Raw genomic sequence first — 25,250 nt, 5'->3', positions numbered from 1 at the left:
CACCCTGGTCATGAAAAACCCAGCGGATGCCTCCATGCCCGAATCCCAGACCGCGCGCCTCAAGCTCTGCGGCATCACCAAACAGTACCCAGGCTGCCTGGCCAACGACCGTATCGACCTGTCGATCCAGCCGGGCGAAATCCACGCCCTGCTCGGCGAGAACGGCGCCGGCAAGAGCACCCTGATGAAGATCATCTACGGCGTGACCCAGCCGGACGCCGGCGAAATCCACTGGCAGGGCGAACAGGTGACCATGCGCGACCCGGCCCAGGCCCGTGAACGCGGCATCGGCATGGTGTTCCAGCACTTCTCGCTGTTCGAGACGCTCTCGGTGGCGGAGAACATCGCCCTCGCCCTGGGAGCCAAGGCCGGTACGCCAAAGCAGCTGGAACCGAAGATCCGCGAGGTCTCGCTGCGCTACGGCATGCCGCTGGAGCCGCAACGGCTGGTGCACAGCCTGTCCATCGGCGAGCGCCAGCGGGTGGAGATCATCCGTTGCCTGATGCAGGACATCCGCCTGCTGATCCTCGACGAACCGACCTCGGTGCTCACCCCGCAGGAGGCCGACGAGCTGTTCGTCACCCTGCGCCGGCTGGCTGCCGAGGGCTGCAGCATCCTGTTCATCAGCCACAAGCTCAATGAAGTGCGCGCGCTGTGCCAGAGCGCCACGGTGCTGCGCGCCGGTCGCGTGTCCGGCGAGTGCGTGCCGGCCGAATGCTCGGACCTGGAACTGGCGCGGCTGATGGTCGGCGATGCCGAGGGGCTGGAAGCCGAATACCCGAAGAGCGAGGGCCGCGCGCCGTTCCTGCGGGTGGAGCGGTTGTCCTGGCACAACGCCGATCCGTTCGGCGTGTCGCTCGAAGAGGTGGATCTGGAGGTTCGCGCCGGCGAGATCGTCGGCATCGCCGGAGTCGCCGGCAACGGCCAGGATGAACTGCTCGCCCTGCTCAGTGGCGAACAGCGTCTGCCGGCCGCACAGGCGAGGCATATCCGCTTTCTCGGCGACGACGTCGCCCACCTGCGCCCCGACGCCCGCCGTCGCCACGGCATGGCTTTCGTGCCGGCCGAGCGCCTCGGCCACGGCGCGGTGCCGAGCATGAGCCTGGCCGACAACGGCCTGCTCACCGCCTTCCAGCAGACCGGTATGGTCGAGCAGGGCATGATCCGCCGCGGCAAGGTGCGCGCCTTCGCCGAACAAGTCATCCAGCGTTTTGCGGTGAAGACACCGGACGCACAGACCCCGGCGGCGAGCCTGTCCGGTGGCAACCTGCAGAAATTCATCCTCGGGCGCGAGATCCTGCAGCAGCCGAAGCTGCTGATCGCCGCACACCCGACCTGGGGCGTGGATGTCGGCGCGGCGGCGGCGATCCACCGCGCGCTGATCGAACTGCGCGATGCCGGCGCGGCGATCCTGGTGATCTCCGAGGACCTCGAGGAGCTGTTCCAGATCAGCGACCGCATCGCCGCCCTGAGCGACGGCCGGCTGTCGCCACAGCGCGCCACCGCCAGCACCTGCCCGGTCGAAGTCGGCCGCTGGATGGCCGGCCAGTTCGACACCAGCGACACCCCCGTTTCCACCTCTGCCGCCTGACGAGAATCCATCATGCTGTTATCCCTGCAACCCCGCGGCGAGGCCTCACGGGCCATGCTCTGGTTCTCGCCATTGCTGGCCGCGCTGCTGACACTGCTGAGCGGCGCGCTGCTGTTCGCCCTGCTCGGCCATCCGCCGTTGGAAACCCTCAAGGTGCTGCTGATCGACCCGCTCGGCGATCTCTACGGCGTCTCCGAACTGATGGTCAAGGCGCTGCCGATCCTGCTCTGCGCGCTGGGTCTGGCGGTGGTCTACAACGCGCGCATCTGGAACATCGGCGCCGAAGGCCAGTTGCTCATCGGTGCCCTGGCCGGCAGCGCGCTGGCGGTCAACATCATCGACTGGGATTCGCGCTGGGCGCTGGTACTGACGCTGCTGCTCGGCACGCTGGGCGGCGCCGCCTGGGCCGGGCTCTGCGCCTGGTTGAAGACGGCGTTCAACGCCAACGAAATCCTCACCAGCATCATGCTCAACTACATCGCGCTGAACCTGCTGCTGTTCGCCGTGCACGGCCCGCTGAAGGACCCGGAAGGCTTCAACTTCCCGGAGTCGGCGATGTTCGGCGACGCCACGCGGCTGCCCGAGCTGATCGAAGGCCTGCGCGTGCATGCCGGTTTCTACTTCGCCCTGCTGGCGCTGGTGGTGGTCTGGGTACTGCTGCAGAAGAGCTTTCTCGGCTTCCAGATCAAGGTGCTGGGCCTGGACAAGCGCGCCGCCGGCTTCGTCGGTTTCCGCGACAAGAAGCTGGTGTGGATCGCCCTGCTGATCAGCGGCGGCCTGGCCGGACTGGCCGGTGTCGCCGAAGTCACCGGGCCGATCGGCCAGCTGGTGCCACAGGTGTCGCCGGGCTACGGCTACGCAGCGATCACCGTGGCCTTCCTCGGCCGCCTCAACCCCATCGGCATCCTCTTCGCCAGCCTGCTGATGGCGTTGCTCTACCTCGGCGGCGAGAACGCGCAGATGGCGGCCAACCTGCCGCAATCCATCACCCAGCTGTTCCAGGGCATGGTGCTGTTCTTCCTGCTCGCCTGCGACGTGCTGATCCTCTATCGGCCGCGCTTCGCGCGGAGCTGGAAGCGGAAAGCTGGAAGCTTGAAGCCCTCCATCCAATCCTGACTCTGCACTTTTACTTCCAGCTTCGAGCTTCTGGCTTCCGGCTGTTCTCTACGAGGTGAATACCCCGATGGACATGGACTTACTGACCAATATCTTCTACGCCATGATCCGCACCGGTACGCCGCTGCTGCTGGTCGCCCTCGGCGAGCTGGTGTGCGAGAAGACCGGCGTACTCAACCTCGGCCAGGAGGGCATGATGCTGTTCGGCGCGGTGATCGGCTTCATCGTCGCCTTCGCCAGCGGCAGTCTCTGGCTCGGCGTGCTGTTCGCCTGCCTGGCCGGCGTGCTGCTGTCGCTGCTGTTCGCCATGGTGGCGCTGGGCTTCAACGCCAATCAGGTGGCCACCGGCCTGGCGCTGACCATCTTCGGCGTCGGCCTGTCGTCCTTCGTCGGTGCCAGCTGGGTCGGCAAGCCGCTGGCCGGCTTCGAGCCGATCGCCATTCCGCTGCTCAGCGAGATCCCCGTGATCGGCCGCATGCTGTTCGCCCAGGATCTGCTGGTGTACCTGTCCTTCGCACTGTTCGCGCTGGTGGCCTGGGTGCTGCTGAAAAGCCGCATCGGCCTGATCATCCAGGCGGTCGGCGAAAACCCCAACGCCGCCAGCGCCATGGGCCTGCCGGTGCTGCGCGTGCGCACCCTGGCGGTGATGTTCGGCGGCGCTATGGCCGGGCTTGCCGGCGGCTACATGTCGCTGGCGTACACGCCGATGTGGGCGGAGAACATGACCGCCGGCCGCGGCTGGATCGCCCTGGCCCTGGTGGTGTTCGCCAGCTGGCGTGTGAGCCGCGTACTGCTCGGCGCCTACCTGTTCGGCCTGGCCAGCATCCTCCATCTGGTGGCCCAGGGCCTGGGCCTGGCGATCCCCGGCAACCTGCTGGCGATGCTGCCGTATGTGGCGACCATTCTGGTGCTGGTGCTGCTCTCGCGGGATGCGATCCGTACGCGGTTGTACGCGCCGGTGTCGCTGGGGCAGCCCTGGCAGCCGGGGCATTGAGGCTTTCGGACCGGTCGGCTACGCGGAACCAGGGCTATTCAAGGAGTTGATGAAAGCCTGGTTTCGCCCTGCTGGGCGACTCACTTTTTCAAGCGTACGCCGAGTGCTGTATCTGGTAGCGCGTGCTACGCCCGCCGCCGGGCAGCCGGGCAAGGCAACCCTTCTCGACGAGATCGCTCAGATGGCGCGTGGCAGTGGCTTTCGAGACCTTGGCCACAGCCTGGTATTGCGCAGCGCTGATGCCGTTCTCGAAACCTCTCTCGCCGCCATCGAGCAGACGGTTAAGCACTTTGATCTGCTCGGCAGACAGGGCTTGGCTGCGGTGAGCCTGCCAGAAGCGTGTCTTGACCAGCACGCGGTCGATACGAGCAAGGGCCTGTTCCAAGCTCTTGAGCAGCGTGGCTAGGAACCATTGCAACCAGGCGGTGATATCCAGCGTGCCTTTCTGGCTCGCTTCCAGGATGCGGTAATAGCCGGCGCGGTCATCGAGGATGCTCGCCGACATGGCGTAAAAGCGGATGGCCTGCTGTTCTCCCTGGGCCAGTGCCAGGTCGGTGATGGCGCGCGTAAGGCGGCCGTTGCCGTCATCGAAGGGGTGCAGGGTGACGAACCAGAAGTGCGCAATGCCGGCTCGTAGAAATGGGTCAAAGCCTGCATCGCTGCGGCTGCTCTCGAACCAGGCAAGGAAGTCGCCCAGTCGTTCTTCCAGCCCGGCGCGGGGTGGCGCTTCGAAATGCACGGTAGGGCGGTCGAGTCTCCCGGAAACCACCTGCATGGGCTCTTCGCCACGCAGCATACCGATGCGTAACGGGCGGGCCAGTAAGTGACCATCGCTGGGGAACAGCCAGCCATGCCAGGTGAACAGCCGCTGCGTATCGAGCGGCTGCTGATACGCGCGGGTGGCATCAAGCAGCAGTTCCGCCAGACCTTCGGAACGCAAGGTGATGCGGCCTTCTTCGTTCAGCCCCAGACGCCGCGCCAGTGACGAGCGCACGGAGCCGACATCCAGCTGCTCACCCTCGATGGCTGATGAGGTGACGATGTTCTGCAGCATGGCATCCAGACTGCTCTGCACCTCTGTGTCATTGCCCACGGCACCGAGCATCCCGAGCAAGCGGCCCTGAGCCTGGCTGCAGGTACGCAGCAGCGGAGCAAGTGCGTCGGCTTGCCAGCTGAAGTGCGGCCAATCGGGCTGCTGCCAGATCCAGAAGGGGGTATTCATAAGGACTGCTCGTCTGTGAGCCAGATAGGTGAGCTATTCGGCTCATATGGTGAGCCGATAATGCCGGCTATTCGGCTCACTGTCAGCACACTCGGTAATCGTCCTGATTCGAACCGCCAAAACGCGCTCGCATCCGCTAAGAAACACAGACAGCCACGCTCGACATACCGGCACCGGCGCTCAACTCGCCTCTGTCAATCCAACGTGTATTCAAACGTACTCACCACCCGCAGCCGTTTCCCCACGGTCCGCCCACTGTCCATATCGCTGCCATCGTCATCGATCACCCGAATCACCCCCTGGTTGGCATTCTTCAAGCGCCCCAGCGTGGCACCAGCATCCTCGGCAAAACGCGTCGCCTGTTCACGGGCATTGCTGGTGGCCGCCTCCAGCAACTGCGGCTTCAGCTCGTTGAAGCCACGCAGCTGATAACGCGGCCCGGCGAAACCGTTCATCTCGGTATCCAGCTGAACGCCGGCCAAGATCAGCGGATCGATGGCATTGGCCGCCTTGCCCACCGCATCGACGCGCTCGGACTTGACCAGCACCTGACCCTGACCGTTGAAGCGCAGCGCCACATCACGCGAGGCCCATTCGCGGGCCAGCAGATCCTGGACCTGCAACGGCCGTACCTCGAGTTCCTCGTCGGTGAAGCCCTGCTCGCGGAGGAAGTCCAGCACCCGCTGGCGATCCTCGCTCAGCCCCTTCTGCACCTCGGCGAACTGATCGCCACCACGGCGAAAGCCCAGCGTCCACACCGCGAAGTCGCTCTTCACGTCCATCTCCGCCAGGCCCTTGACCGTCACCGTGCGGTCGGCCATGCGAAAACGCTCCACGCCCTGCCCCACCGACCAGCCGGCGAAGGCCACCGCCGCGGCGATCAACGCCGCCGGCAGAAATCCGATTCGTGCTGTAGCCACGTGCTTCTCCCTGTAGGAATTGACCGAATACGCATGCTACTCCAGCGCCGTGCGAACACCAGTTGCCAGCGTTCAACCGCGGCCCAGGCGCTGCAACGCCTCCAGCCGGAAGGCGATGTGCTGCTCCAGCTCGCTCAGCTCGCGCTCCAGCCGCGCACGTTGCTGCGCATCGCTGCAGACATCCAGCCGTTCGCGCAACGCGGCACGCTGCGCCAGCAACTCCACTTCCCGTGGCGGCACCCCGGCGCTTTTCAGCACCGAGAACGGCAAGCGCAGGCCCGGCGGCGTCTGCAGCCAGCCTTCGTCCACCACCAGCGGTTCGCCTTTTTCCTGCACGCCGCGCTGCCATCTGGCGATGTCGCGGGCGATGCGTTGTTCGATGTCCTGATCGCTCATGACTCGCGCCTCTTCTACCTGCCCCGTCATGAAAACCCAGCTGCGTGACTTTGTCAGCGGCCGGCCGACGCCAGGTCATTGGCACGTCGGTTGCGTCGCGTCTGTATGATTGCACCCAGCGCGATGCGAACTTTTGCCGCAGCGTTCATTCTCTTGCTCAGCGCCACCGCTACCGATTCGAGGAGCCACCCCTTTGCCCAGTCTCAACCTGCAGATTCTTATCGCGGCCTGCCTGGGTGTCGCCATCGGCTGGCTGACCGGCACGCTGCCAACCGACGCACCCGTGCGCGAGGGCGTGCTCTACGCCAGCACCCTGGCCGGGAGCATCTTCATCGGCCTGCTGAAGATGGTGCTGATCCCGCTGATCTTCACCTCCATCGTGGTCGGCGTGGCCAACCTGCAGGCACATCACCAGGTGCATCGGGTGTGGGGCGGCGCGCTGGTCTACTTCACCCTCACCACCAGTGCGGCGATGCTGGTGGCGCTGGTCGCGGCGAACCTCTTCAAGCCGGGTACGGGCCTGTCGCTGGACCTGTTCGCCGAGGCGATGAACGACTTCGAGGCGCGTCAGCTGACGCTGCCGGAGTTCTTCCTGCACTTCTTCGCCAACCTGTTCCAGAACCCCTTCGCCGCGCTGGCCAACGGCAGCATCCTGGCCGTCGTGGTGTTCGCCATGTTCATCGGCATCGCCCTGGTAGCCGGTGGCGACCGCTACCGCAATATCCTCGTGGTGCTGCAGGAATTTCTCGAGCTGATGATGCGCATCATCGGCTGGATCATGCGCCTGGCGCCGCTGGGCATCCTCGCCCTACTGATCAAACTGGTGGCCGAGCAGGATGTGGCGCTGCTCAGTGCCGTCGGCGGCTTCATCGCGCTGGTGTTCGCCACCACACTGTTTCACGGCATAGTGGTGTTGCCAGGCATCCTCTTCCTAACGACCGGCAAGTCGCCGCTGTGGTTTTTCCGCGGTACCCGCGAGGCGCTGATCACGGCGTTCGCCACCAGTTCCAGCGCGGCGACGCTGCCGATCTCGCTGCGTTGCGCCGAGGACAATCTCAAGGTGCGCCCGGGCATCGCCGGCTTCGTGCTGCCGCTGGGCGCGACCATGAACATGGACGGCACCGCGCTCTACGAAGCGGCGGCAGCGCTGTTCGTCGCCAATCTGATGGGTATCGAGCTGAGCCTGGCGCAGCAGGCGGTGGTGTTCTTCACCGCGATGATCGCCTCGACCGGCGCCCCGGGCATTCCCAGCGCCGGCATGGTGACCATGGTGATGGTATTGCAGGCGGTCGGCCTGCCGGCCGAAGCGGTGGCAATCCTGCTGCCGATCGACCGTTTGCTGGATACCGTGCGCACGGCGGTCAACGTCGAGGGCGACATCATTGGCAGTGTGGTGGTGCAGCGTTTCGCCGATCGCGACTAGCGCAGCATCAGGACGACGACTCCTTGCGGGTCTTGGCGATCAGCTCCGGGTCGATGCCCCAGCATTCGTCCAGGTACCAGTCCTCACCGAACATTTCCGCCGGATGCTGAGTGCGGCCCGCGCCGTTGCCACAGGCCATCGACGTGGCCGGGCAATAGCGGTCGCAGCCCCAGCACACACGTTCGGGGTGGGAAGGTTCGAGGGGGAATTTCTTGGCCATTGCGAGTGCCTTTCGGGCGTTGTTGCAGTAGCCACAGGCTAAACCTCCTCGCCGCCGCCAGACTTGATCATGCTCAAGAACGACGAGCATCGGCGCACAACAACTGTATGCACATACAGATAATGATTGCCTGAAGCGCCGTTTGTGCACATGCTTCGCGTCATCGACCGCTGCCGTCACAGCCTCCATGCAACTCTATCTCTGCGAAAAACCTTCCCAGGCCCGCGACATCGCCAAAGTGCTCGGCGCCAACCGGCGTGGCGACGGTTGCCTGCAGGGCGCCGGGGTGACGGTGACCTGGTGCATCGGCCACCTGCTGGAAACCGCCCCACCGGACGCCTATGACCCACGCTACAAGCGCTGGGTCCTGGCCGACCTGCCGATCGTGCCGGAGCGCTGGAAGATGCTGGTCAAGCCGAAGACCGCCAGCCAGTTCAAGGCGGTCAAGCGCCTGCTCGGCGAATGCAGCGAACTGGTGATCGCCACCGACGCCGACCGCGAAGGCGAGATGATCGCCCGCGAGCTGGTCGATCACTGCCGCTACCGCGGGCCGATCCGCCGCCTGTGGCTGTCGGCGCTGGACGATGCCTCGATCCGCAAGGCGCTGGCTGCGCTCAAGCCCGGCGCCGAGACTTTCAATCTCTACCATGCCGCCCTCGGCCGCTCGCGTGCCGACTGGCTGATCGGCATGAACATGAGCCGGCTGTTCACCCTGCTCGGCCGCCAGTCCGGCTACCAGGGCGTGCTGCCGGTGGGCCGCGTGCAGACGCCGACGCTGCGCCTGGTAGTCGACCGCGACCGCAGCATCGCAGACTTCATCCCGGTGCCGTTCTGGGCCATCGACGTGCAGTTGCTGGCTGATGGTGCCACGTTCACCGCGCAGTGGCAGGCGCCGGACGAGCATTGCGATGACCAGGGTCGCTGCCTCGATCAGGCCCGCGCGCAGCAGGCTGCGGACGCCATGCGCAACGCTGCCAGCGCTCGCCTGCTGAAGCTCAAGACCGAGCGTCAGCGCGAAGCGGCACCCTTGCCCTTCGATCTCGGCACGTTGCAGGAAGTCTGCTCGAAGAAGCTCGGCCTCGGCGCCCAGGAAACCCTGGATATCGCCCAGGCGCTGTACGAAACCCACAAGCTGATCACCTACCCGCGCAGCGACTGCGGCTACCTGCCACTGAGCCAGCACGGCGAGGCGCGGGCCATCGTCGCGGCGCTGACTCAAGCCGATCCGACGCTCGCCGCGCTTGAGCCGCATCTGGACCTGTCGCGCCGCTCGCGGGCCTGGAATGACGCCAAGGTCGGCGCCCACCACGGCATCATCCCCACCGTCGCGGCGCGTGGTCTGGAACGCCTGGCCGGGCGCCCGCGTGCGGTGTATGAGCTGATCCGCGCGCGCTACCTGGCGCAATTCCTGCCCAACCACGAGTACGACCGCACCCAGGCCGACTTCGACTGCGCCGGCCAGGCGCTGCGCGCGGTGGGCAAGCGGATCGCCGAGCCCGGCTGGAAACGCGCCATGCCCGAAGCGCTGGCGCCGGCACGGGGCAATCGTGAAGCAGCCGCGCCGCAGAGCCTGCCAGCCCTGCAACAGGGCCAGGATTACGCGGTGGGCGAGATCACGCTCAAGGACCAGCAGACCCAACCGCCCAAGCCCTTCACCGAAGGCGACCTGATCAAGGCGATGAAGAACGTCGCCAAGCTGGTGGACGACCCGCGGCTGAAACAGAAGCTCAAGGACACCACCGGCATCGGCACCGAGGCGACTCGCGCCGGGATCATCCAGGGCCTGCTCGACCGCGGCTATCTGGTTCGCCAGGGCAAGGCGCTGGCGGCAACGCCGGCGGCGTTCAGCCTGATCGACGCCGTGCCGCGGCCGATCGCCGACCCGGGCACCACGGCAATCTGGGAACAGGCGCTGGACATGGTGCAGAGCGGCGAGATGCCGCTGGAAGAATTCGTCACCAAGCAATCGGCTTGGATGAGCAAGCTGGTCGAGCGCTGCGCCGGGCTGCGCATGACCATCAGTGGCCCGCCGGTCGCGGCCAGACGCGGGGGAAAACCATGGAAGAAGAAACGCAGCGGCGCGCCACGCAAAACGGCTCGCCGACGCAAGCCGGCAACCGCAGACTGAGCCACAGCTAGCGGGTGGTTCGTTTCCAGACTCAGTAGGCGCAGCGTGGAATGGCGCCTACAGCAGACCAGCCCGCCACAAGCAGCCGCCCTAATGAATCTCCAGCACCTCGTAGCGCTGCGACTGGCCGTTCACCTTCAGTTCCACTTCGTCCCCCACCTCGCGCCCGAGCAGGCCCTGGCCCAACGGCGAACGCGGCGAGATGACCAGGACTTCCCGCCCTTCATGCCTCAGCTTCAGCCCCGCCGCATCCGGGCCGAGAAAGAACCAGCGTTCGACGCCATCATGCTCCAGGCAAAGCAGCGCACCGACCCGAACGCACTCGTCCGAACCGATGGTCGGCTGCAGGTTGCGATAGGCGGCAAGTGCCGTCTCGATCTCATGCAGGCGGCGGCGCTGGCCGTCGGCGAGGTAGGCGGCTTCCAGGCCACGGGTGTCGTACTTGTTCTCGGCCTTGCTCTCGGCATGGGTGGCGGCCTCGTGGGTCGCGGCCAGCACGGTCTTGGCGACTTCGCGGTCGGCTTCGAGGGTGGCGATGATCTGCTGCTGAAGGGCGCTCTTGTTCATGGGCCAGGCTTATAGCCCGACGGCGCGCCGAAGGGAATGGCGTCATCGCTGTCCGGTGCAGCGCCGGGCTCGATCACCGCATCGGCCAGCCAGGGATTACGGCCCTCGGCGATCCACTCCAGTGTCTCGCACCAGAAACCATTGCGGTGGCGGCCATGGAACAGGCCGAAATGGCCGATGCGCTCGAAGCCCATCGCGCGGGGATTGAGCTGCACCAGCTGGCGTGGGCTATTGCGAAAGTAGCCGAGCCCGCGGCGCATCGCAGCGGGCGTGGCGAACTCGTCGTCACTGGTGCTGACCGCCAGCATCGGCGCACGGATCGCGGCAAAACGGCTGAACAGCAGTTCGTGTTCGTCAGGCGGATAGCTGTCTTCCAGCCGCGCACCGCGCCGGGACCACTCCAGCGCGACACCCGCTGGCAGGTCTTCCAGCCAGCCAAGGCGGCGCCCGGGAAAATAACCGACCAGCCGGGTCACCGCAGGCATGAACAGGTGCCACTTGGCGTACATGCGCAGGCGCTGATCGGCGGCGTAGTCGCGCCAGTAGGCGTACTGCCCGGCCACGTTGAGGTAGCGGTCCACCTCGCCGGCCGCCTCGGCAAAACCCGGCATGAAGCCACCGGCGCTGTGCCCCACCGCGACCAGCAGCCCGTGCGGATCACGCTCACGCATATAGCGCACAGCGGCGTCGAAGTCGTACTCGCCCCAGTCGCGCCAGCGCATCTGCATGTCGCCCAGGCGCTGCGGTCGCGAGCCGCCGATGCCGCGAAAGTCGTAGGTCAGCGCGACGAAACCGTGCTCGGCGAGAAAGCTTGCGTAGCGTGCGTAATAGCGCGACAGCACACCGGTGGCGCAGCTGATGATCACCGCGCCGCGTTCGATACCCGGCGGCCGCCACAGCTGCGCGGCGAGGGTGAAACCATCTGTGCAGTGCAGGGCAACGGACTCGGGCATGGCAAGGACCTTTCGAATTGTTGTGCCGCCACCTTGCCCCGCAGCGCACATTTTTGCCATAACCTGCCGGCACCTTTGCGCAGCGGCCGCAGTCTGTTTCATGACAGCCGCATTACCCCTGCAGGCAGGTGGTCTGCAGCGCAACACCTCATCGTGGTTCCCACTGGCATTACCGCCCCGAACTACGGCGCCTACGCGCTGCGGGTTTTTGGCGGCTCGGAGAAAAGTACATGACCGGCGAACAGCTGATCGTCTTTGGCGTACTGGCGGCAACGCTGGTGCTGTTCGTCTGGAATCGCTGGCGCTACGACCTGGTCGCCCTCGGCGCGCTGCTCGCCTGCGCACTGACAGGTGTGGTGCCGGCTGACGAGGTGTTTTCCGGCATCGGCCATCCTGCCGTGATTTCTGTGGCTGCGGTGCTGGTCCTAAGCCGCGGGCTGCTCAATGCCGGCGTGGTGGATTCCGTGGCGCGGCGGCTGATGCAGGTCGGCGAGCGCCCGTGGGCACAGGTCGCCGCGCTGACCGGGATTGTCGCGCTCAGCTCGGGCTTCATGAACAACGTCGGCGCGCTGGCGCTGTTCATGCCGGTGGCGATCTGGATGTCGCGCCAGAGCGGGCGCTCACCGTCGTATCTGCTGATGCCACTGGCGTTCGGCTCGCTGCTCGGCGGCACCCTGACGCTGATCGGCACCCCACCGAACCTGATCATCGCCGGCTATCGCGCCGAGGCCGGCGAGGCACCGTTCGGCATGTTCGCCTTTCTCCCGGTGGGCGCCGCGGTGACGGTCGCCGGTGTGCTGTTCATCGCGCTGCTCGGTTGGCGGCTGGTGCCGCAGCGCCAGGAGCAAGAAGGCAACGGTGACCTGTTCGAGATCAGCGCCTACCTCACCGAAGTACGGGTACCGGAAAGCTGCAAGTACGCCGGGCGCACCCTGCACGCGCTGATCAATGAGGTGAAGGACGAGGCCGATGTACAGGTGATCGCCCTGGTGCGCGGCGACGAGCGCCAGCGCATGCCGTCGACCTACGAGGTACTGCGCGAGGGCGACATCCTGCTGGTGGAGGCGGATTCGGACAGCCTCAAGGCGCTGCTCGACGTCACCGGCGTCGAGCTGGCGGCCAATGTCGACGAGCAGGAGGAAAAAGCACAGAAAGCGCAGGAAGACACCGCGCAGGCGGTCGAAGACGAAAAGACCGAGAAGAATCACAAGAGCCGGCACGGCGAGCTGACCCTGGCCGAAGCCATCATCTCCCCCGGCTCGATACTGGTGGGCACGACCGCCAGTGGCCTCGACCTGCGCGAACGTCACGGCGTCAACGTGCTGGCCGTCGCCCGCCAGGGGCAGCGGCTGCGCCAGCGGCTCGGCAAGATCCGCTTCGCCACTGGCGACATCCTGCTGCTGCAGGCCCGCGAGAATGCCCTGCAGTCGAGTATGAACAGCCTGGGCTGCCTGCCGCTGGCGTCGCGCGGGCTGAGCATCACCACGCCACGCAACGTGCTGCTGGCCAGCGCCATCTTCGCCATCACCCTGGCGACCATCGCCTTCGGCCTAGTGCCGGCCGCCACCGCGCTGGTCAGCGGCGCGCTGGTGATGATTCTGGTCGGACTGGTTCCCGTGGGCCGCATCTACGACAGCATCGATATGTCGGTCATCGTGCTGGTGGCCGCGATGCTGCCGGTCGGCGAGGCGCTGGAAACCAGCGGGGGCTCGCAACTGATCGCCGAAGCGCTGCTGGAGTTGGGGCCGTCGTTGCCAGCGGCGGCGACGCTGGCGCTGCTGATGGTGGCGGTGATGCTGATCTCCAACGTAGTCAACAATGCCGCCGCCGCGGTCCTCGCCGCCCCGGTGGCGATCAGCCTGGCACGCGGCATGGATGTGTCGGTCGATCCGTTTCTGATGGCCGTGGCGATCGGTGCCTCCTGTGCCTTCCTCACACCCATCGGGCATCAGTCCAACACGCTGGTGATGGCGCCGGGCGGCTACCGCTTCGGTGACTACTGGCGGCTGGGCCTGCCGCTGTCGATTCTGGTGGTGCTCTGCAGCGTGCCGGCGATCCTCTGGATCTGGCCGCTATGAACAAACGCCTTTCCGTTCGGGACCGGCGAACTCCGACGCGCCGAAGCACTCCCAGACACCCAGTGCATCTCCTTCTTCGGCAGTAGGGCTTTACCTGCGCGCACCAGTGTGAATAATGCCGCCCCTTTTCCATGCGACGAGGTAACCATGACGGCGCCAGCCACCGCAGCGACTCCACCCCTTTCCGCCCGCGCCGTGCTGTTGCTCGAGCTGGCGCTGGCCATGGGCGGTTTCGCCATCGGCACCGGCGAGTTCGCCATCATGGGCTTGATGCCGAACGTGGCCGAAGGGCTGGGCATCAGCGAGCCCCAGGTCGGCAACGTGATCAGCACCTACGCGCTGGGCGTGGTGGTGGGCGCGCCACTGCTGGCGATCCTCGGCTCGCGGCTGTTCCGCCGGCACCTGCTGCTGTTGCTGATGGGTTTCTTCGCCCTCGGCAATTTCGCCAGCGCCCTGGCACCGGACTATTCGACGCTGATGATCTTCCGCTTCATCACCGGCCTGCCCCATGGGGCCTATTTCGGCGTGGCGATGCTGGTGGCGGCCTCCATGGTGCCGCCGGACAGGCGCGCCCAGGCCGTGGCCCGCGTGCTGATGGGCCTGACCGTGGCGATCCTGATCGGCAACCCGCTGGCCACCTGGCTCGGGCAATGGCTGAGCTGGCGCTATGCCTTTGCCCTGGTCGGCGCCATCGCCCTGCTGACGGTGCTGCTGGTGGCGCTGTTCCTGCCGCTCAACCGTGCCGAGCCGCGTAACAGCCCGCTGCATGAGATCCGCGCGTTCAACCGGCCGCAGGTCTGGTTGGCGCTGGCGATCAGCTCCATTGGTTTCGCCGGGATGTTCTGCGTGTTCAGCTACATGGCGCCGACGCTGCTGGATGTCACCGGCGTCGGCGCCGGCTGGATTCCCTTCGCGCTCGCCGCCTTCGGTCTTGGCGGCATCGTCGGCAATCTGGTCGGCGGCTGGCTGTTCGATCGGCTGCGCTTCAAGGCCGTCGCCTGGTTGCTGCTGTGGAGCGCACTGGTGCTGCTGGTGTTCCCGCTGGCCGCGCACTCGGTGTGGACGATCTTTCCGGCGGTGTTCGCGGTGGGCACCATGGTCTCGCTGTCGCCGGCGCTGCAGACCCATCTGATGGATGTCGCGGCGGATGCGCAGACCCTGGCCGCCGCCTCCAATCACGCCGCCTTCAACATCGCCAATGCCCTTGGCCCGTGGCTCGGCGGGCTGGCGATCACCGCCGGTTTCGGCTGGACTTCGACCGGCTATATCGGCGCCGCCACCGCCGTTGGTGGCCTGCTGGTGTTCGCCTGGGCCTGGAAGATCGAGCGCGCGGTGCAGGACGCCGACACCGGGCCGGCGACCTGCTGCTCCTGAGGCCGTAGCCGGCCGTCCGCTGGCGGCGACAGTGGCGCGCAACATGCAGTAATCAGTGAAGCGATGACCCGCCTTGCAGATCGTTCGGCAAGCGGGTCCTATCTACGATTGCTGATTTTTCGAGACCCTGACCTTGCAGCATTTCTACCTGTTGCGCAGCAGAGCCCGCCGGATCGGCCTGCTGCTGATGACCCTGTTCGCCGTTGGCCTGCCGGTCGGCTGCTCGGTACTCGAGCAGAAGGAGCGCGAGCTGGTGTTCCGTATCGAACCGGGCACCGCATCCTGGTTCAGCGGGCTGCCGCGTGGCGTCGAGGAGCTGCAGCTGACCGATTCGGCATTCGGCGACGAGCAGAATATCCATGCCTGGTGGTGGCCGGCGGCCGACGCCGACGCACCGGCGCTGCTCTACCTGCACGGCGTGCGCTGGAACCTCACCGGCCATCTGTTCCGCCTGGAGCAGCTGCGTGCGCTGGGCTTTTCGGTGCTGGCCATCGACTACCGCGGTTTCGGCCAGAGCCTCGGCGACCTGCCGTCGGAGCGCAGCGTCTATGCCGACGCGCGCATCGGCTGGGAGCGCCTGAAAACATTGCAGCCGGACGCCGGCAAACGCTTCATCTACGGGCATTCCCTCGGCGGCGCTGTGGCCGTCGACCTGGCCGCCGAACTCGGACAGCAGGCCGAGCGCGACAACGCACCGGCCGAAGCCCGCGCGCTGATCATCGAGTCGACCTTCACCTCACTGGCCGACGTGGCGACGGCCGTTTCCGACACCACGCTGCCGGTGCGCTGGCTGCTGTCGCAGAAGTTCGATTCGCTGGAGAAGATCGACCAGATCGGCATGCCGCTGCTGGTGGTGCACGGCACCGATGACCGCTATGTGCCGCCGCGCTTCAGCGAGCAGCTGTATGAAGCCGCGCGCCAGCCCAAGCAATTGCTGCTGGTCGAGGGCGCCACCCACAACAACAGCCTGCGCGTGGCGCTCGCTGCCTATGGCCGTGCCTTGCAGGCGCTGCTGGAGTCCGGCGAACAGCGCCTGGGTGCCGCGCAGCCGCCACAGGCAAAAGCCGCGGAGCGCGGCTGACCGACGTCAGCGCTTGGCCTCCAAGCCTTCGAGCAAGGCACGGTGAAACGCTTCCGGCGCCTCGACCTGGGGTGAATGCCCCAGATCGGGAAAGGCCACCAGCTTGGCATCGGGAATCATCGCGGCAGCCTGGCGGCCCAGCTCGGGGTAGTTGCCCAGGCGCTTGGCGACATCCTGCGGCGCTCGGTTGGCGCCCGGCGCGGTACGATCCAGCCCGCCGATCAGCAGCAAGGTCGGTGTCTTGATCCGCGAAAACTCATGGATCACCGGCTGGGTGAAGACCATCTCCGAGGTCTGTGCCTGATTCCAGGCGACCTGCTCCTTGCCATCTCCGGCGTACATCCCGGCAAGCATTTCCACCCAGCGGTCGTACTCCGGCTTCCAGTCGCCGTTGTAGTAGAACTTCTGCTGATAGGCCTTGATGCTGTCGAAATCGGTCTTGAGCTCCGACTGGTAGAGCTGATCGATGGAGGCATAGGGCACGCCCTCGGCCTGCCAGTCCTCCAGACCGATTGGGTTGACCAGCACCAGCCGCTCGACTCGCTGTGGGTAGTTCAGCGCCAGCCTAGCGGCCAGCATGCCGCCCATGGAATGGCCGATCACGGTGACCTGTTCGATGTTCTCCTGTTCCAGCAGCGCCTGGGTGTTGTGCGCCAGCTGGGCGAAGCTGAACTGGTAGCCCTCGGGCTTGCTGGAGCTGCAGAAACCGACCTGATCGGGTGCGATGACCCGGTAACCGGCCTTGCTGAGCACCTCGATGGTGCGCTCCCAGGTCGCCCCGCAGAAATTCTTGCCATGCAGCAATAGCGCCGTGCGGCCGTTCGCCTTGCCCTGCGGTTCGACATCCATGAAGGCCATTTCCAGCGCCTTGCCCTGGGATTCGAAACGGTAGTGCTTGAGCGGGTGCGGGTAGCTGAAGCCTTCCAGCTGCGGGCCGTAGGCGGTTCGGCTTTCGGCCAGCAGCGGCAGGCTCAGGGTTAGACCGGCGGCAAGCGCCAGGGCGGACACGGCTGTTTTCACGCGCGACTCCTGTTTCAGTACGGATCGGGAAACTCCGTACATAGGAATGCATTCGTGCAGCCAGGTTCGCGGTCGGATTGCGACAATGCATGTCCCGGCCGCGCCTACCCGTCTCTCTTCGCTTACAGGCGGAAGCGCCCGACCAGCTGATTGAGCTGTGTCGCCAAGCGCGCCAGCTCGTCGCTGGCCACCGAGGTCTGCTGCGCACCGGTGGCGCTCTGCTCGGAGATGTCGCGGATGGCCACCAGGTTGCGATCCACCTCCCGCGCGACCTGCGCCTGTTCCTCGGCAGCGCTGGCGATCACCAGGTTCATCTCGTTGATCTGCCCGACGCGCTCGGCGATCAGCCCCAGCGCCTGATCCGCTTCGCCGGCCATGCTCTGGCTGCGCGTAGCGAATTCACTGCTCTGCTGCATGTCGCGCACCGACTGCTCGGTAGCGCTCTGGATCGAGCCGATCATGCGCTCGATCTCCTGGGTCGAACTCTGCGTGCGCTGGGCGAGGTTGCGCACCTCGTCGGCGACCACCGCGAATCCGCGTCCGGCCTCACCGGCCCGCGCGGCTTCGATGGCGGCGTTGAGCGCGAGCAGATTGGTCTGATCGGCGATCGCGCGAATCACATCCACCACCTGCCCGATGCTCGCCGCCTCTTCGGCCAGATGGGTCACGGTGGCCGCGGTCTGCTGCAGCTTGTCGCTCAACTGGTCGATGGTCTGCCGCGTGGCGGTCACCTGGCGACGCCCGTCGTCGGCGACCGTCTCGGCATCGCGCGAAGCATCGGAGGTGCGATTGGCATTGCCGGCCACTTCGTCCACCGCAGCGGACATCTCGGTGACCGCCGTGGCGGCCATCTGCACTTCCTCGTTCTGCTGATGGATGCCCTGGGCGGTGTGCTGGGTGACCGCGTGCAATTCCTCGGCAGCCGACGCCAGCTGGGTCGCCGAGCCCTGAATGTCCTGCAAGGTATCGCGCAATGTCCGCTGCATCTGGCGGATCGACTGCTGCACCTCGGTGATCTCGTCCTTGCCGCGACACTCGATGCTGCGGCTCAGGTCACCCGCGGCCACCGATGCCGCGGCCTGCTTCAACTCCTCCAGCGGCCGGCTGATGCTGCGCAGCATCACCGTGGCGAACAGGCCGCCGCCCACCAGCAGCGCCAGCAACAGGCCGATGTTCAAAAGGCGGTTGCGCTGATAGAGCGCCTGCGCCTGTTCGTACTCGGCCTTGGCCTCGCCCAGTTGCAGCTCGATCAGTTGGGAGAAGCTTTCGGATATGGGGTCGACCAGCGGATACAGATCATTGATGACGAACGCCGCCAGACGTTTCTCGCTATGCCGGTCCAGCGTGCGCTCGAGGGCATCGAACGGCTCGTCGGCGGCCTTCATCAGGGTCTCGATGCGCGACGCGAGCTGCCGCTCGGCGTCGATCAAGCGGGTGTTCAGGTACGCGCTCCAGAGACGGCTGATCTCCGCGCGGGCGTTGCGCACATCGTCGCGCGCCTGGCCATAACTGAGCATGCCGCTGCGGGTCTTGTGGGTGGTATCGACGATCTTCACCGCGTACAGGTCGGCGATGAGCTTTAGGTCACGCAGCGGCACGACGCGATCCAGATACACGGTGTTGAGTCCGGCGACACTGCGCTGCTGGGCATTGAGCCCGGTCAGGCCGATCACCAGACAGGCCGCAAGCATGGCCCCGACCAGAATCAACAGGCGGGCACGGATTGTCAGTTGCTGCATCATTCGTTCTTTTCCATATGGCGTGCCGTTCGTGAAGAGCGGCAAATTGGCAAAAGTGAGGCATAACGGTCGAACCGGCGCGTCGGGCGAGGGACGTGCCGCGTGGTCCTGTTGCAGGACGTGCATCGCGGAAGAGGAAGCAGGCACGTGATCTTGTTGTTGCGTCTGTTGTTGCGCCTGCGAGGCCTGCCAGGCACAAAGCGGATTGCCAGCAAGCGAGACGCTATCGGCCGCGGATGTCGGCTCTTTAACGCAAAAATCTTCGCAAGGTGCATGCCAGAGCGGCCAAAAAGGCCATTACTGCAGCTGCGTCGGCCTTGCAGGCGACAGTAACGTCGCCCTGCAATTTCCCGAATCGGCCATGCCGCACGCCACCGCATGCGACTAATGGCGCAGTGCAGACTGTGCGCTGCTGCACAGCGTCAGTACCCGCAGGTGATACCTTCGCGCCCGACCAAATTCAGCAAGGGACCTGCCGTGAAAACGCTTATCCGCACCGCCGTTCTGGCGCTGACCGCCATCATCGCCAGCCATGCCTTCGCCGACGCACCGCCACCCCGCAACCTGGCCGAGGCGGTGAAGCAATTCTCCGAGTACAACGCCCGCCTCGATCAGGCCCTGGCGCAGGAGCAGACGCCCGAGAACATGGCGCAGATCCACGAACTGACCTACACGCTGAAAGCGGCGCTGGAGAAAATCGTCGAAGAAATGGACGGGCTGAACGACACCCTGGAGGAAATCCACATCGCCTCGGAAGCCGAGAGCGCCGAAGAAGTCAGCACTTACGGCGCGGACTATCTGAAGACCGCGCGGACAGTGATCAAGTAATCCGCCGCCTCAGGGCTCGACCGGCAGGATGTCGAAGCCGATGCGATTGTCGCTGATGACGCGATATTCCAGCGTCTGCCCCGCCTGCACCTGCGCCAGCTTCTCGCGGCGCAGGCTGAGCTTGCCGCACAGCGTGTCGTCCAGCGGATCGGTGCCGATGCTGACGATCCGCGCCCCGGCCGGCACCTGAAAACGCACCACCTCGCCGACATGGATACGCGCCGCCAGCTCACGATCGATCAGCACGGCGATGTAGCAGCCGCCGCCACGCAAGCCGAAATCCCGCGTCACCACCACCTCTCCGGCGTTCTCCAGGGGTTGCTGGTAGGCCAGCACCCGCTCGGCCGGCACCGGTTCGATGTCCTCGGCATCGGGCTGCCAGGACGAACAGCCAGCCAGCGACAGCAGTGCAGTGATAGCGAGGGGCAGGCGCATGGAAACTCCTTGGCTGAGGCTGAAATGGCGAACCTGGGCGTCGAGCATGCCAGAGCGCCGAATGATTGCTAGAGTCTGACCACAGTTTCGTATCGATGAGCGCAGTTAGTGGCTTGTTTGGTAGGTTCAGTTGGACAATTTCGGCGGCCATGGCCCCGCTACTGCGTTGCTGCTCCTCACCATGGCCCCGCTATGGCGCGTCGCAGCGCCTTGTCTCGAAGCCATGTTCATCCAAACTTGCCTCAACCCACTCACCGCACAGGCCACCGACCGTGAACGCCCCAGACGACAGCCAGCCACGCTTCTGGCGCGACGCCGCCCTGCCCTTCCTCGAGGCGCGGGCCGTCGCCGATGGACGCAAGGTCTGCTATGCACCGCACTGTCACGAGACCTTTTCCATCGGTGCGATCACCGCCGGCGCCAGCACCTATTTCAACGGCGCAGCACGCCAGCGGATCGCCCGCGGCGCGGTGGTGATCATCAATCCGCAAACGGTGCACGCCTGCAATCCCATCGACGGCCAGCCCTGGTCGTACCTGATGTTCTATGTCGACACCGGCTGGCTGGGCGCGCTGCAGCATGAACTGGGCGTCAGCGCCGACGGCCGCTTCATCCCCTACGCACCGATCCAGAGCCTCGACCCGGAATTGTTCGCCGGGCTGACCGGGCTGTACGCCACCCTGCTCGACCCGCAGGCGGACACGCTGCAGCGGCAGAGCGCGGCCGTCGAGTACTTCAGCCTGCTGCAGCAGACCCTCGCCCCGGCAGTCGCCCGCCCGGCCGCCGAGCCCGTCGAACAGCTGCGACGGGCGGCCGACTATATCGCCGAACATTGCACCGAGGCGCTGCGTCTGGAAGACATCTGTCAGGCTGCCGCGCTGTCGCCGTCCTATCTGATCCGCACCTTCAGGCAGCACTACGGCATGACCCCGCATGCCTATCTGCTCAACCGTCGCATCCAGCGCAGCCAGCATTGGCTGCGCCAGGGTCATGACCTCGCTGAAGTGGCACTGGCCGCGGGTTTTGCCGACCAGGCGCACTTCCAGCGTACCTTCAAGCGTCAGCTGGCGGCGACGCCCGGGCAATACCGGGCTCAGCCCGCCACTAGATAGAGCGCGCTGCCGGCCAGCAACAGCGCCATCGTTCGATTGAGCCAGCGCACCCGCCCCGGCTCCTGCAGATAGCGGCTGAGAAAAGCGCCAGCGCCGGCCCAGCAGGCAATCGAGCCATAACAGATGACGAAATACAGGCCGGCGAACAGCCAGACCCGCAGGACATCGCCGTTCGCCGCGAACAGCCCCATGCCCGCCACGGATGCCAGCCAGGCCTTCGGATTGAGCCATTGCATCAGCGCGCCGTTGAGCGCCGAGGGGCCGTTGCCGGCCGCCGCGGGTTCCAGCCGGCCGTCATCGGCTGCCAGCCGCCAGGCCATGTAGAGCAGGAAGGCCACCCCGCCCCACTGGATGCCACGCATCAGCATCGGCGCCCGCTCCAGCAGCTCGTAAAGCCCGAGACCGATCAGCAGCAGCAACAGGGTGAAACCAACCGTTGCGCCGGTGATGTGCCGAGCACTGGCGCGAAAGCCGAAACGCGCGCCACAGTTGAGCGCGACCAGGTTGACCGGGCCAGGGGTGATCGACGAAGCCAGGGCGAACGCGACCATCGAGAGGTAGAGGTCCATGAGTACTCTGCTTACCAGTGGAAGGAGTGAGCAGGCTATGGACGCATGAGGGGCATGGTATTGAAGGAAATTGCCCTGGTGGCCTGTGCGGTGAGTTGGTGGAGACCCGACTGAACTTACCAAACAGGCCACTATGCCTACAGGTGATGGCTGCCCGGATAGGGCCGCGCCTTTTCCAGTTCGCCGTCGCGACCGAACACTCGACCGACGCGGTGCGGCCATCCATGTAGGCATCCAGCGCGCTGTACATCTCGTCCTTGGTCAGGGTTCGCAATACGGTTTTCTGGGTCTGCTGGTCTTCCAATTCCCAGCCCATTTCGGTGGGTCTGACCTGATAAAGGTTCATGACGATTCCTCTAGGCAGCGATTGTCATGGGTGGGTGGGGCTCAGCTCGGCTCGTTGGAGCCGTCTTCTCCCTGGATGTCCGGATCGTCGGGCAGCGTTTCAGGCTCGTCAGGATCGTCCAGCGGCGAGGGCTGGTCGTCGTAATCCGGATCTTCGCCGGCGTTCTTTTCGCCGCCGTCGGTCATCGTCACATCAGGCTCATCGCCTGCCTGTTGGTCACTTGCTTTCATGGTCGCCTCGGCTTTCGCGGGTGAGTGACTGATACCGATTGGAGGCGACAAACCACGCGGCGTTCGAACCGCACGGCACCGGCGGTCCGAAGGTTGCGAACGGGCCATCCGGCGACGCTTCACGCAGGCGCTGGCCACTAAAGCTCCATGGCAGTTCGCCGATATCCCTAAATGTATCGAGCAGTGTCGTCCCGCCCTTATCCGCTCGGTCAGGAGATCATCGTGCAACAGCCCCGTGCTCGGATCGCCACGCAACTTGGCGTGGCACTTGCGCTCATCCTCGCCGTGGTCATCACCGGCAGTACGCTCTTCGCCCTTCGCTCGCTGAACGCTGCCAACCTCAATACCCGCGAACAACATCTCGCCAGCGAAGCACGGCTGCTTGCCGATCAGCTGGCCACCTTCCATGGCACGCTGCGCGAGAATACCCAGCGTCTCGCCGGTCTTTTCGAGAAGCGCTTTACCGATGGGTTGCAGCTCGACCCCGACCAGCGCATCGAGGTCGGCGGCGTCATGACACCAGCACTGATGCATGAGGGCGCGCCGCTGAACAATGATTTCAGCGTGGTCGACGATTTCCGCGAGATGACCGCCGGTGTCGCCACCGTCTTCGCCCGCGACAACGATGACTTCGTGCGGGTCAGCACCTCAGTCACCAAGCAGGACGGCAGCCGTGCCATCGGCACCCTGCTGGACCGCCAGCACCCGGCCTATCCGCTACTGCTGAGCGGCAAGCAATACATCGGCCGCGCGTTCCTGTTCGATCGCCATTACATGACCCAGTACACGCCGGTCAAAGATGCCAGCGGCCGGGTGACGGCGGTACTTTTCGTCGGTTTCGACTACACCGAGGCACAGCGCGTGCAGTTCGATGGCCTGACACGCTTTCGCATCGGCGAAAGCGGCTCGCTCGCCCTGCTCGACGAGAAAAAACAGTGGCTGGTGGCGCCGCCTGACCTGAGCCAGCCGGAGCAGGCGGCCGACCGGGTCGCCGAGCTGGGCGGTCAGAGCGGCAAGGGCGCTTACTGGACGGATGGCAGCTCCGATATCTACAGCGTCGCGACCTTGTTCGAGGGCGGCCCGTGGACGGTATTGGCGAGCATGCCGGCCGCGGAAATCCAGGACGTAACCTGGAGCATCGGGTTGCGCCTGGCCATCGGCAATCTGCTGGCGATGCTTCTTGCGGTCGCCGCCACCATCTGGCTGCTGCGCCATAAGCTCAAGCCTCTGGCGGCAGTAGTACAGCAGGCGCAGGCGCTCGGTGCCGGTGATCTCAGCGTGCGCTCGCAGGTACGCAGCAACGACGAGATCGGCCAGCTGGCGGACAGTTTCAACCGGATGGGTGAAGCGCTATCGGAGATGGTCGCGCGCATCCGCAATGCATCAGGCGAAGTCAGCCAACGTGCGCAACTGCTGGCCGGGCTATCCGGCGGTGCCAACGAAGGCATGGAGCAGCAGTCCGGTGAAATCACCAGCATGGCCGGTGCGGTCGAAGAGTTCAGTGCCACGTCACTGAACATCGCCGACAACATGCGCGACACCCAGCGCGTGGCCCGCGCCAATGCCGAGCAGACCAGCGTGGGCCGCGCCGCCATGGACGAGGCATCCGACGCACTGGCACAGATCGCCACGGCGCTGAGCGGCACGGCGCGCGTGGTAGAAAGCCTCGATCAGCGCTCGCAGGAAATCGGCAGCATCGTCGGCGTGATCACTGCCATTGCCGAGCAAACCAATCTGCTCGCACTCAATGCTGCGATCGAGGCGGCCCGCGCCGGTGAACAGGGACGTGGCTTTGCCGTGGTCGCCGACGAGGTTCGCAGCCTCGCTTCGCGCACTCGCGAAGCCACCGAGCGCATTACCGGCATGATCGGCCAGATCCAGACGCAAACCGGTAACGCCATGAGCACCATGGAGCTCGGCCAACGCCTGATGGATGACGGTCTCCAGCGCAATGCCAAGGTGGCCGCAGCCCTGACACTTATCGACGAACAGAGTCGCAGCGCCGACGAGCAATTCAGTGCCATCAGTACCGCTACTCAGGAGCAGAGCAGCACCGCGACCCTGCTGAGCAGCAACCTGCAGAGCATCGCGCTGGCGAATCAGGAACAGCGCGAAGTGGTCGCCAACCTGGCTGGAACCGCCAGCGAACTGGACAGGCTGGCAGCGGAACTGCGCACGCAGGTCGATCGCTTCCGCGCCTGACGTTGAACCGCGAGAACGCAGTCTGTGGCGCCAGCCCTGATCGGCGCCACAGCTCACGCTGAGCACCTGCGACTACGCTTGCGATTGCACTGCCCTGGCGGCTCCACCACACTGCCCACTCACACCCAACCGCAGTCGGAGATTCCATGCAGACACTCACCCCACAATCCCGCGCGGCCATTCTCGAAAACCCGGACGCCCTGGAATGCACCCTGTACCGCCCCGATGAGTACGACGAGGAGGCGGAAGAGCAGGACCTGGGAGACGCGCGCATCGTCATCAGCGGCCCCTTCGAAGCGCCAGCCGAGTGGGATGCCAAGGACCGTGACGACTACTTCGACGGCACCGCGCCGGAAGCCTTCGTCGTCGCCCGCATCGCCTGCCAGGCGGCGCCCGACTCCGGCGTCTACTTCACTGCCGTACCCGGCGACTATGCCGCCGTCACGGAAACCCCGGGCCGGATATCGATGTTCTACGTCTGGGACTGCCTGAACGATGCCGAAGGCCAGTACGTGCTGATCCGCGAGGAAGAAGACGAGGTCTGATCCAGCGCCGGCGATCACATTCACCCTGCGAACGTGCCGCGTTCGTAGGGTGGACAACCGCGCAGCCTTGCCCACACGCGTTGCAGCATCGGCCCGACCCGAAGCATTTCTGCAGTTGCTCCGCTGCGAACCCGAGCGCTGTTCGCCACCTCTTTGTTTGC

At 65.6% G+C, this 25,250-nt stretch carries 23 protein-coding genes; 12 read left to right on the top strand and 11 right to left on the bottom strand.

The window, feature by feature from the left end; genetic code table 11:
* The first annotated feature begins 34 nt into the window (after positions 1-34).
* The 3 genes from P5704_020770 (at position 35) to P5704_020760 (ending at position 3,701) form a co-directional block, all read left to right on the top strand.
* Complete coding sequence (locus P5704_020770) at positions 35-1,591, top strand: ABC transporter ATP-binding protein (GenBank protein WOF78416.1); 1,557 nt, start codon at positions 35-37, stop codon at positions 1,589-1,591.
* Between the two features lie 12 nt (positions 1,592-1,603).
* Positions 1,604-2,707: an ABC transporter permease gene (locus P5704_020765; GenBank protein ID WOF78415.1), complete on the top strand. Its 1,104-nt coding sequence runs from the start codon at positions 1,604-1,606 to the stop codon at positions 2,705-2,707.
* Positions 2,708-2,774: 67 nt separating this feature from the next.
* Complete coding sequence (locus P5704_020760) at positions 2,775-3,701, top strand: ABC transporter permease (GenBank protein WOF78414.1); 927 nt, start codon at positions 2,775-2,777, stop codon at positions 3,699-3,701.
* Positions 3,702-3,789: 88 nt separating this feature from the next.
* Here the strand turns inward: P5704_020760 and P5704_020755 are convergent, their stop codons facing one another.
* The 3 genes from P5704_020755 to P5704_020745 form a co-directional block, all read right to left on the bottom strand.
* A complete protein-coding gene (locus tag P5704_020755) occupies positions 3,790-4,923 on the bottom strand; it encodes a Fic family protein (protein WOF78413.1) in 1,134 nt (377 codons plus the stop codon).
* A gap of 194 nt (positions 4,924-5,117) precedes the next feature.
* A complete protein-coding gene (locus tag P5704_020750) occupies positions 5,118-5,843 on the bottom strand; it encodes an SIMPL domain-containing protein (GenBank protein ID WOF78412.1) in 726 nt (241 codons plus the stop codon).
* A gap of 72 nt (positions 5,844-5,915) precedes the next feature.
* A complete protein-coding gene (locus tag P5704_020745; GenBank protein WOF78411.1) occupies positions 5,916-6,239 on the bottom strand; it encodes a hypothetical protein in 324 nt (107 codons plus the stop codon).
* Between the two features lie 193 nt (positions 6,240-6,432).
* Between P5704_020745 and P5704_020740 the strand changes: the two genes are divergently transcribed.
* Complete coding sequence (locus P5704_020740) at positions 6,433-7,662, top strand: dicarboxylate/amino acid:cation symporter (protein WOF78410.1); 1,230 nt, start codon at positions 6,433-6,435, stop codon at positions 7,660-7,662.
* 7 nt (positions 7,663-7,669) lie between these two features.
* On the opposite strand, the gene P5704_020735 is transcribed toward P5704_020740, so the two are convergent.
* Positions 7,670-7,882 carry a DUF3079 domain-containing protein gene (locus P5704_020735; GenBank protein WOF78409.1) on the bottom strand — a complete coding sequence of 71 codons (213 nt, stop codon included), beginning with the start codon at positions 7,880-7,882 and terminating at the stop codon, positions 7,670-7,672.
* Between the two features lie 187 nt (positions 7,883-8,069).
* On the opposite strand from P5704_020735, the gene P5704_020730 reads away from it, so the two are divergent.
* Positions 8,070-10,010, top strand: a complete 1,941-nt coding sequence (locus P5704_020730) for a DNA topoisomerase III (GenBank protein WOF78408.1) — start codon at positions 8,070-8,072, stop codon at positions 10,008-10,010.
* 90 nt (positions 10,011-10,100) lie between these two features.
* On the opposite strand, the gene P5704_020725 is transcribed toward P5704_020730, so the two are convergent.
* Both P5704_020725 and P5704_020720 read right to left on the bottom strand, forming a co-directional pair.
* Positions 10,101-10,577 carry a GreA/GreB family elongation factor gene (locus tag P5704_020725; GenBank protein ID WOF78407.1) on the bottom strand — a complete coding sequence of 159 codons (477 nt, stop codon included), beginning with the start codon at positions 10,575-10,577 and terminating at the stop codon, positions 10,101-10,103.
* Positions 10,574-11,530, bottom strand: coding sequence for an alpha/beta hydrolase (locus tag P5704_020720; GenBank protein WOF78406.1), 957 nt, complete (start codon positions 11,528-11,530; stop codon positions 10,574-10,576). Before P5704_020720 ends, P5704_020725 begins: the two co-directional genes overlap by 4 nt.
* A gap of 230 nt (positions 11,531-11,760) precedes the next feature.
* On the opposite strand from P5704_020720, the gene P5704_020715 reads away from it, so the two are divergent.
* From P5704_020715 to P5704_020705, 3 genes are all read left to right on the top strand, one after another.
* A complete protein-coding gene (locus P5704_020715) occupies positions 11,761-13,608 on the top strand; it encodes an SLC13 family permease (GenBank protein ID WOF78405.1) in 1,848 nt (615 codons plus the stop codon).
* Between the two features lie 147 nt (positions 13,609-13,755).
* Entirely contained in the window at positions 13,756-14,982 is a 1,227-nt protein-coding gene (locus tag P5704_020710; GenBank protein ID WOF78404.1) for an MFS transporter, read from the top strand.
* A 133-nt stretch (positions 14,983-15,115) separates the two neighbouring features.
* Positions 15,116-16,063, top strand: coding sequence for an alpha/beta fold hydrolase (locus P5704_020705; GenBank protein ID WOF78403.1), 948 nt, complete (start codon positions 15,116-15,118; stop codon positions 16,061-16,063).
* A gap of 6 nt (positions 16,064-16,069) precedes the next feature.
* Here the strand turns inward: P5704_020705 and P5704_020700 are convergent, their stop codons facing one another.
* Together P5704_020700 and P5704_020695 are read right to left on the bottom strand one after the other, a co-directional pair.
* Positions 16,070-17,083, bottom strand: coding sequence for an alpha/beta hydrolase (locus P5704_020700; GenBank protein WOF78402.1), 1,014 nt, complete (start codon positions 17,081-17,083; stop codon positions 16,070-16,072).
* Between the two features lie 122 nt (positions 17,084-17,205).
* Positions 17,206-18,825 (bottom strand): methyl-accepting chemotaxis protein, encoded by a 1,620-nt coding sequence (locus P5704_020695; GenBank protein WOF78401.1) that lies wholly within the window; start codon positions 18,823-18,825, stop codon positions 17,206-17,208.
* A gap of 474 nt (positions 18,826-19,299) precedes the next feature.
* On the opposite strand from P5704_020695, the gene P5704_020690 reads away from it, so the two are divergent.
* Positions 19,300-19,650: a DUF6746 family protein gene (locus P5704_020690; protein ID WOF78400.1), complete on the top strand. Its 351-nt coding sequence runs from the start codon at positions 19,300-19,302 to the stop codon at positions 19,648-19,650.
* A 9-nt stretch (positions 19,651-19,659) separates the two neighbouring features.
* On the opposite strand, the gene P5704_020685 is transcribed toward P5704_020690, so the two are convergent.
* A complete protein-coding gene (locus P5704_020685) occupies positions 19,660-20,085 on the bottom strand; it encodes a 3-isopropylmalate dehydratase (protein WOF78399.1) in 426 nt (141 codons plus the stop codon).
* 272 nt (positions 20,086-20,357) lie between these two features.
* On the opposite strand from P5704_020685, the gene P5704_020680 reads away from it, so the two are divergent.
* Positions 20,358-21,197, top strand: coding sequence for an AraC family transcriptional regulator (locus tag P5704_020680; protein ID WOF78398.1), 840 nt, complete (start codon positions 20,358-20,360; stop codon positions 21,195-21,197).
* Here the strand turns inward: P5704_020680 and P5704_020675 are convergent.
* Both P5704_020675 and P5704_020670 read right to left on the bottom strand, forming a co-directional pair.
* The gene (locus P5704_020675; protein ID WOF78397.1) at positions 21,179-21,766 is read right to left on the bottom strand and encodes a LysE family translocator; all 588 of its coding nucleotides are present in this window, start codon (positions 21,764-21,766) and stop codon (positions 21,179-21,181) included. The two genes, P5704_020680 and P5704_020675, sit on opposite strands and share 19 nt — an antisense overlap.
* 387 nt (positions 21,767-22,153) lie before the next feature.
* Positions 22,154-22,342, bottom strand: coding sequence for a hypothetical protein (locus P5704_020670; GenBank protein ID WOF78396.1), 189 nt, complete (start codon positions 22,340-22,342; stop codon positions 22,154-22,156).
* A gap of 222 nt (positions 22,343-22,564) precedes the next feature.
* Here P5704_020670 and P5704_020665 point away from each other — a divergent pair, with 222 nt between their 5' ends.
* Together P5704_020665 and P5704_020660 are read left to right on the top strand one after the other, a co-directional pair.
* A complete protein-coding gene (locus P5704_020665) occupies positions 22,565-24,544 on the top strand; it encodes a methyl-accepting chemotaxis protein (protein WOF78395.1) in 1,980 nt (659 codons plus the stop codon).
* Between the two features lie 146 nt (positions 24,545-24,690).
* A complete protein-coding gene (locus tag P5704_020660) occupies positions 24,691-25,089 on the top strand; it encodes a hypothetical protein (GenBank protein WOF78394.1) in 399 nt (132 codons plus the stop codon).
* Positions 25,090-25,250 lie beyond the last annotated feature (161 nt).

Origin of the sequence: Pseudomonas sp. FeN3W (assembly GCA_030263805.2) — a bacterium.
Taxonomy (GTDB): Bacteria; Pseudomonadota; Gammaproteobacteria; order Pseudomonadales; family Pseudomonadaceae; genus Stutzerimonas; species Stutzerimonas stutzeri_G.
This window is presented reverse-complemented; position numbering and strand designations above follow the sequence as displayed.

Excerpts from the sequence above, each read along its gene's own strand:
- P5704_020660 (WOF78394.1), top strand. The coding sequence starts at position 24,691 with ATGCAGACACTCACCCCACAATCCCGCGCGGCCATTCTCGAAAACCCG.
- P5704_020770 (WOF78416.1), top strand. The coding sequence starts at position 35 with ATGCCCGAATCCCAGACCGCGCGCCTCAAGCTCTGCGGCATCACCAAA.
- P5704_020765 (WOF78415.1), top strand. The coding sequence starts at position 1,604 with ATGCTGTTATCCCTGCAACCCCGCGGCGAGGCCTCACGGGCCATGCTC.
- P5704_020755 (WOF78413.1), bottom strand. The coding sequence starts at position 4,923 with ATGAATACCCCCTTCTGGATCTGGCAGCAGCCCGATTGGCCGCACTTC.
- P5704_020725 (WOF78407.1), bottom strand. The coding sequence starts at position 10,577 with ATGAACAAGAGCGCCCTTCAGCAGCAGATCATCGCCACCCTCGAAGCC.
- P5704_020670 (WOF78396.1), bottom strand. The coding sequence starts at position 22,342 with ATGAAAGCAAGTGACCAACAGGCAGGCGATGAGCCTGATGTGACGATG.
- P5704_020715 (WOF78405.1), top strand. The coding sequence starts at position 11,761 with ATGACCGGCGAACAGCTGATCGTCTTTGGCGTACTGGCGGCAACGCTG.
- P5704_020720 (WOF78406.1), bottom strand. The coding sequence starts at position 11,530 with ATGCCCGAGTCCGTTGCCCTGCACTGCACAGATGGTTTCACCCTCGCC.
- P5704_020745 (WOF78411.1), bottom strand. The coding sequence starts at position 6,239 with ATGAGCGATCAGGACATCGAACAACGCATCGCCCGCGACATCGCCAGA.
- P5704_020685 (WOF78399.1), bottom strand. The coding sequence starts at position 20,085 with ATGCGCCTGCCCCTCGCTATCACTGCACTGCTGTCGCTGGCTGGCTGT.
- P5704_020730 (WOF78408.1), top strand. The coding sequence starts at position 8,070 with ATGCAACTCTATCTCTGCGAAAAACCTTCCCAGGCCCGCGACATCGCC.
- P5704_020675 (WOF78397.1), bottom strand. The coding sequence starts at position 21,766 with ATGGACCTCTACCTCTCGATGGTCGCGTTCGCCCTGGCTTCGTCGATC.
- P5704_020695 (WOF78401.1), bottom strand. The coding sequence starts at position 18,825 with ATGATGCAGCAACTGACAATCCGTGCCCGCCTGTTGATTCTGGTCGGG.
- P5704_020760 (WOF78414.1), top strand. The coding sequence starts at position 2,775 with ATGGACATGGACTTACTGACCAATATCTTCTACGCCATGATCCGCACC.
- P5704_020710 (WOF78404.1), top strand. The coding sequence starts at position 13,756 with ATGACGGCGCCAGCCACCGCAGCGACTCCACCCCTTTCCGCCCGCGCC.
- P5704_020735 (WOF78409.1), bottom strand. The coding sequence starts at position 7,882 with ATGGCCAAGAAATTCCCCCTCGAACCTTCCCACCCCGAACGTGTGTGC.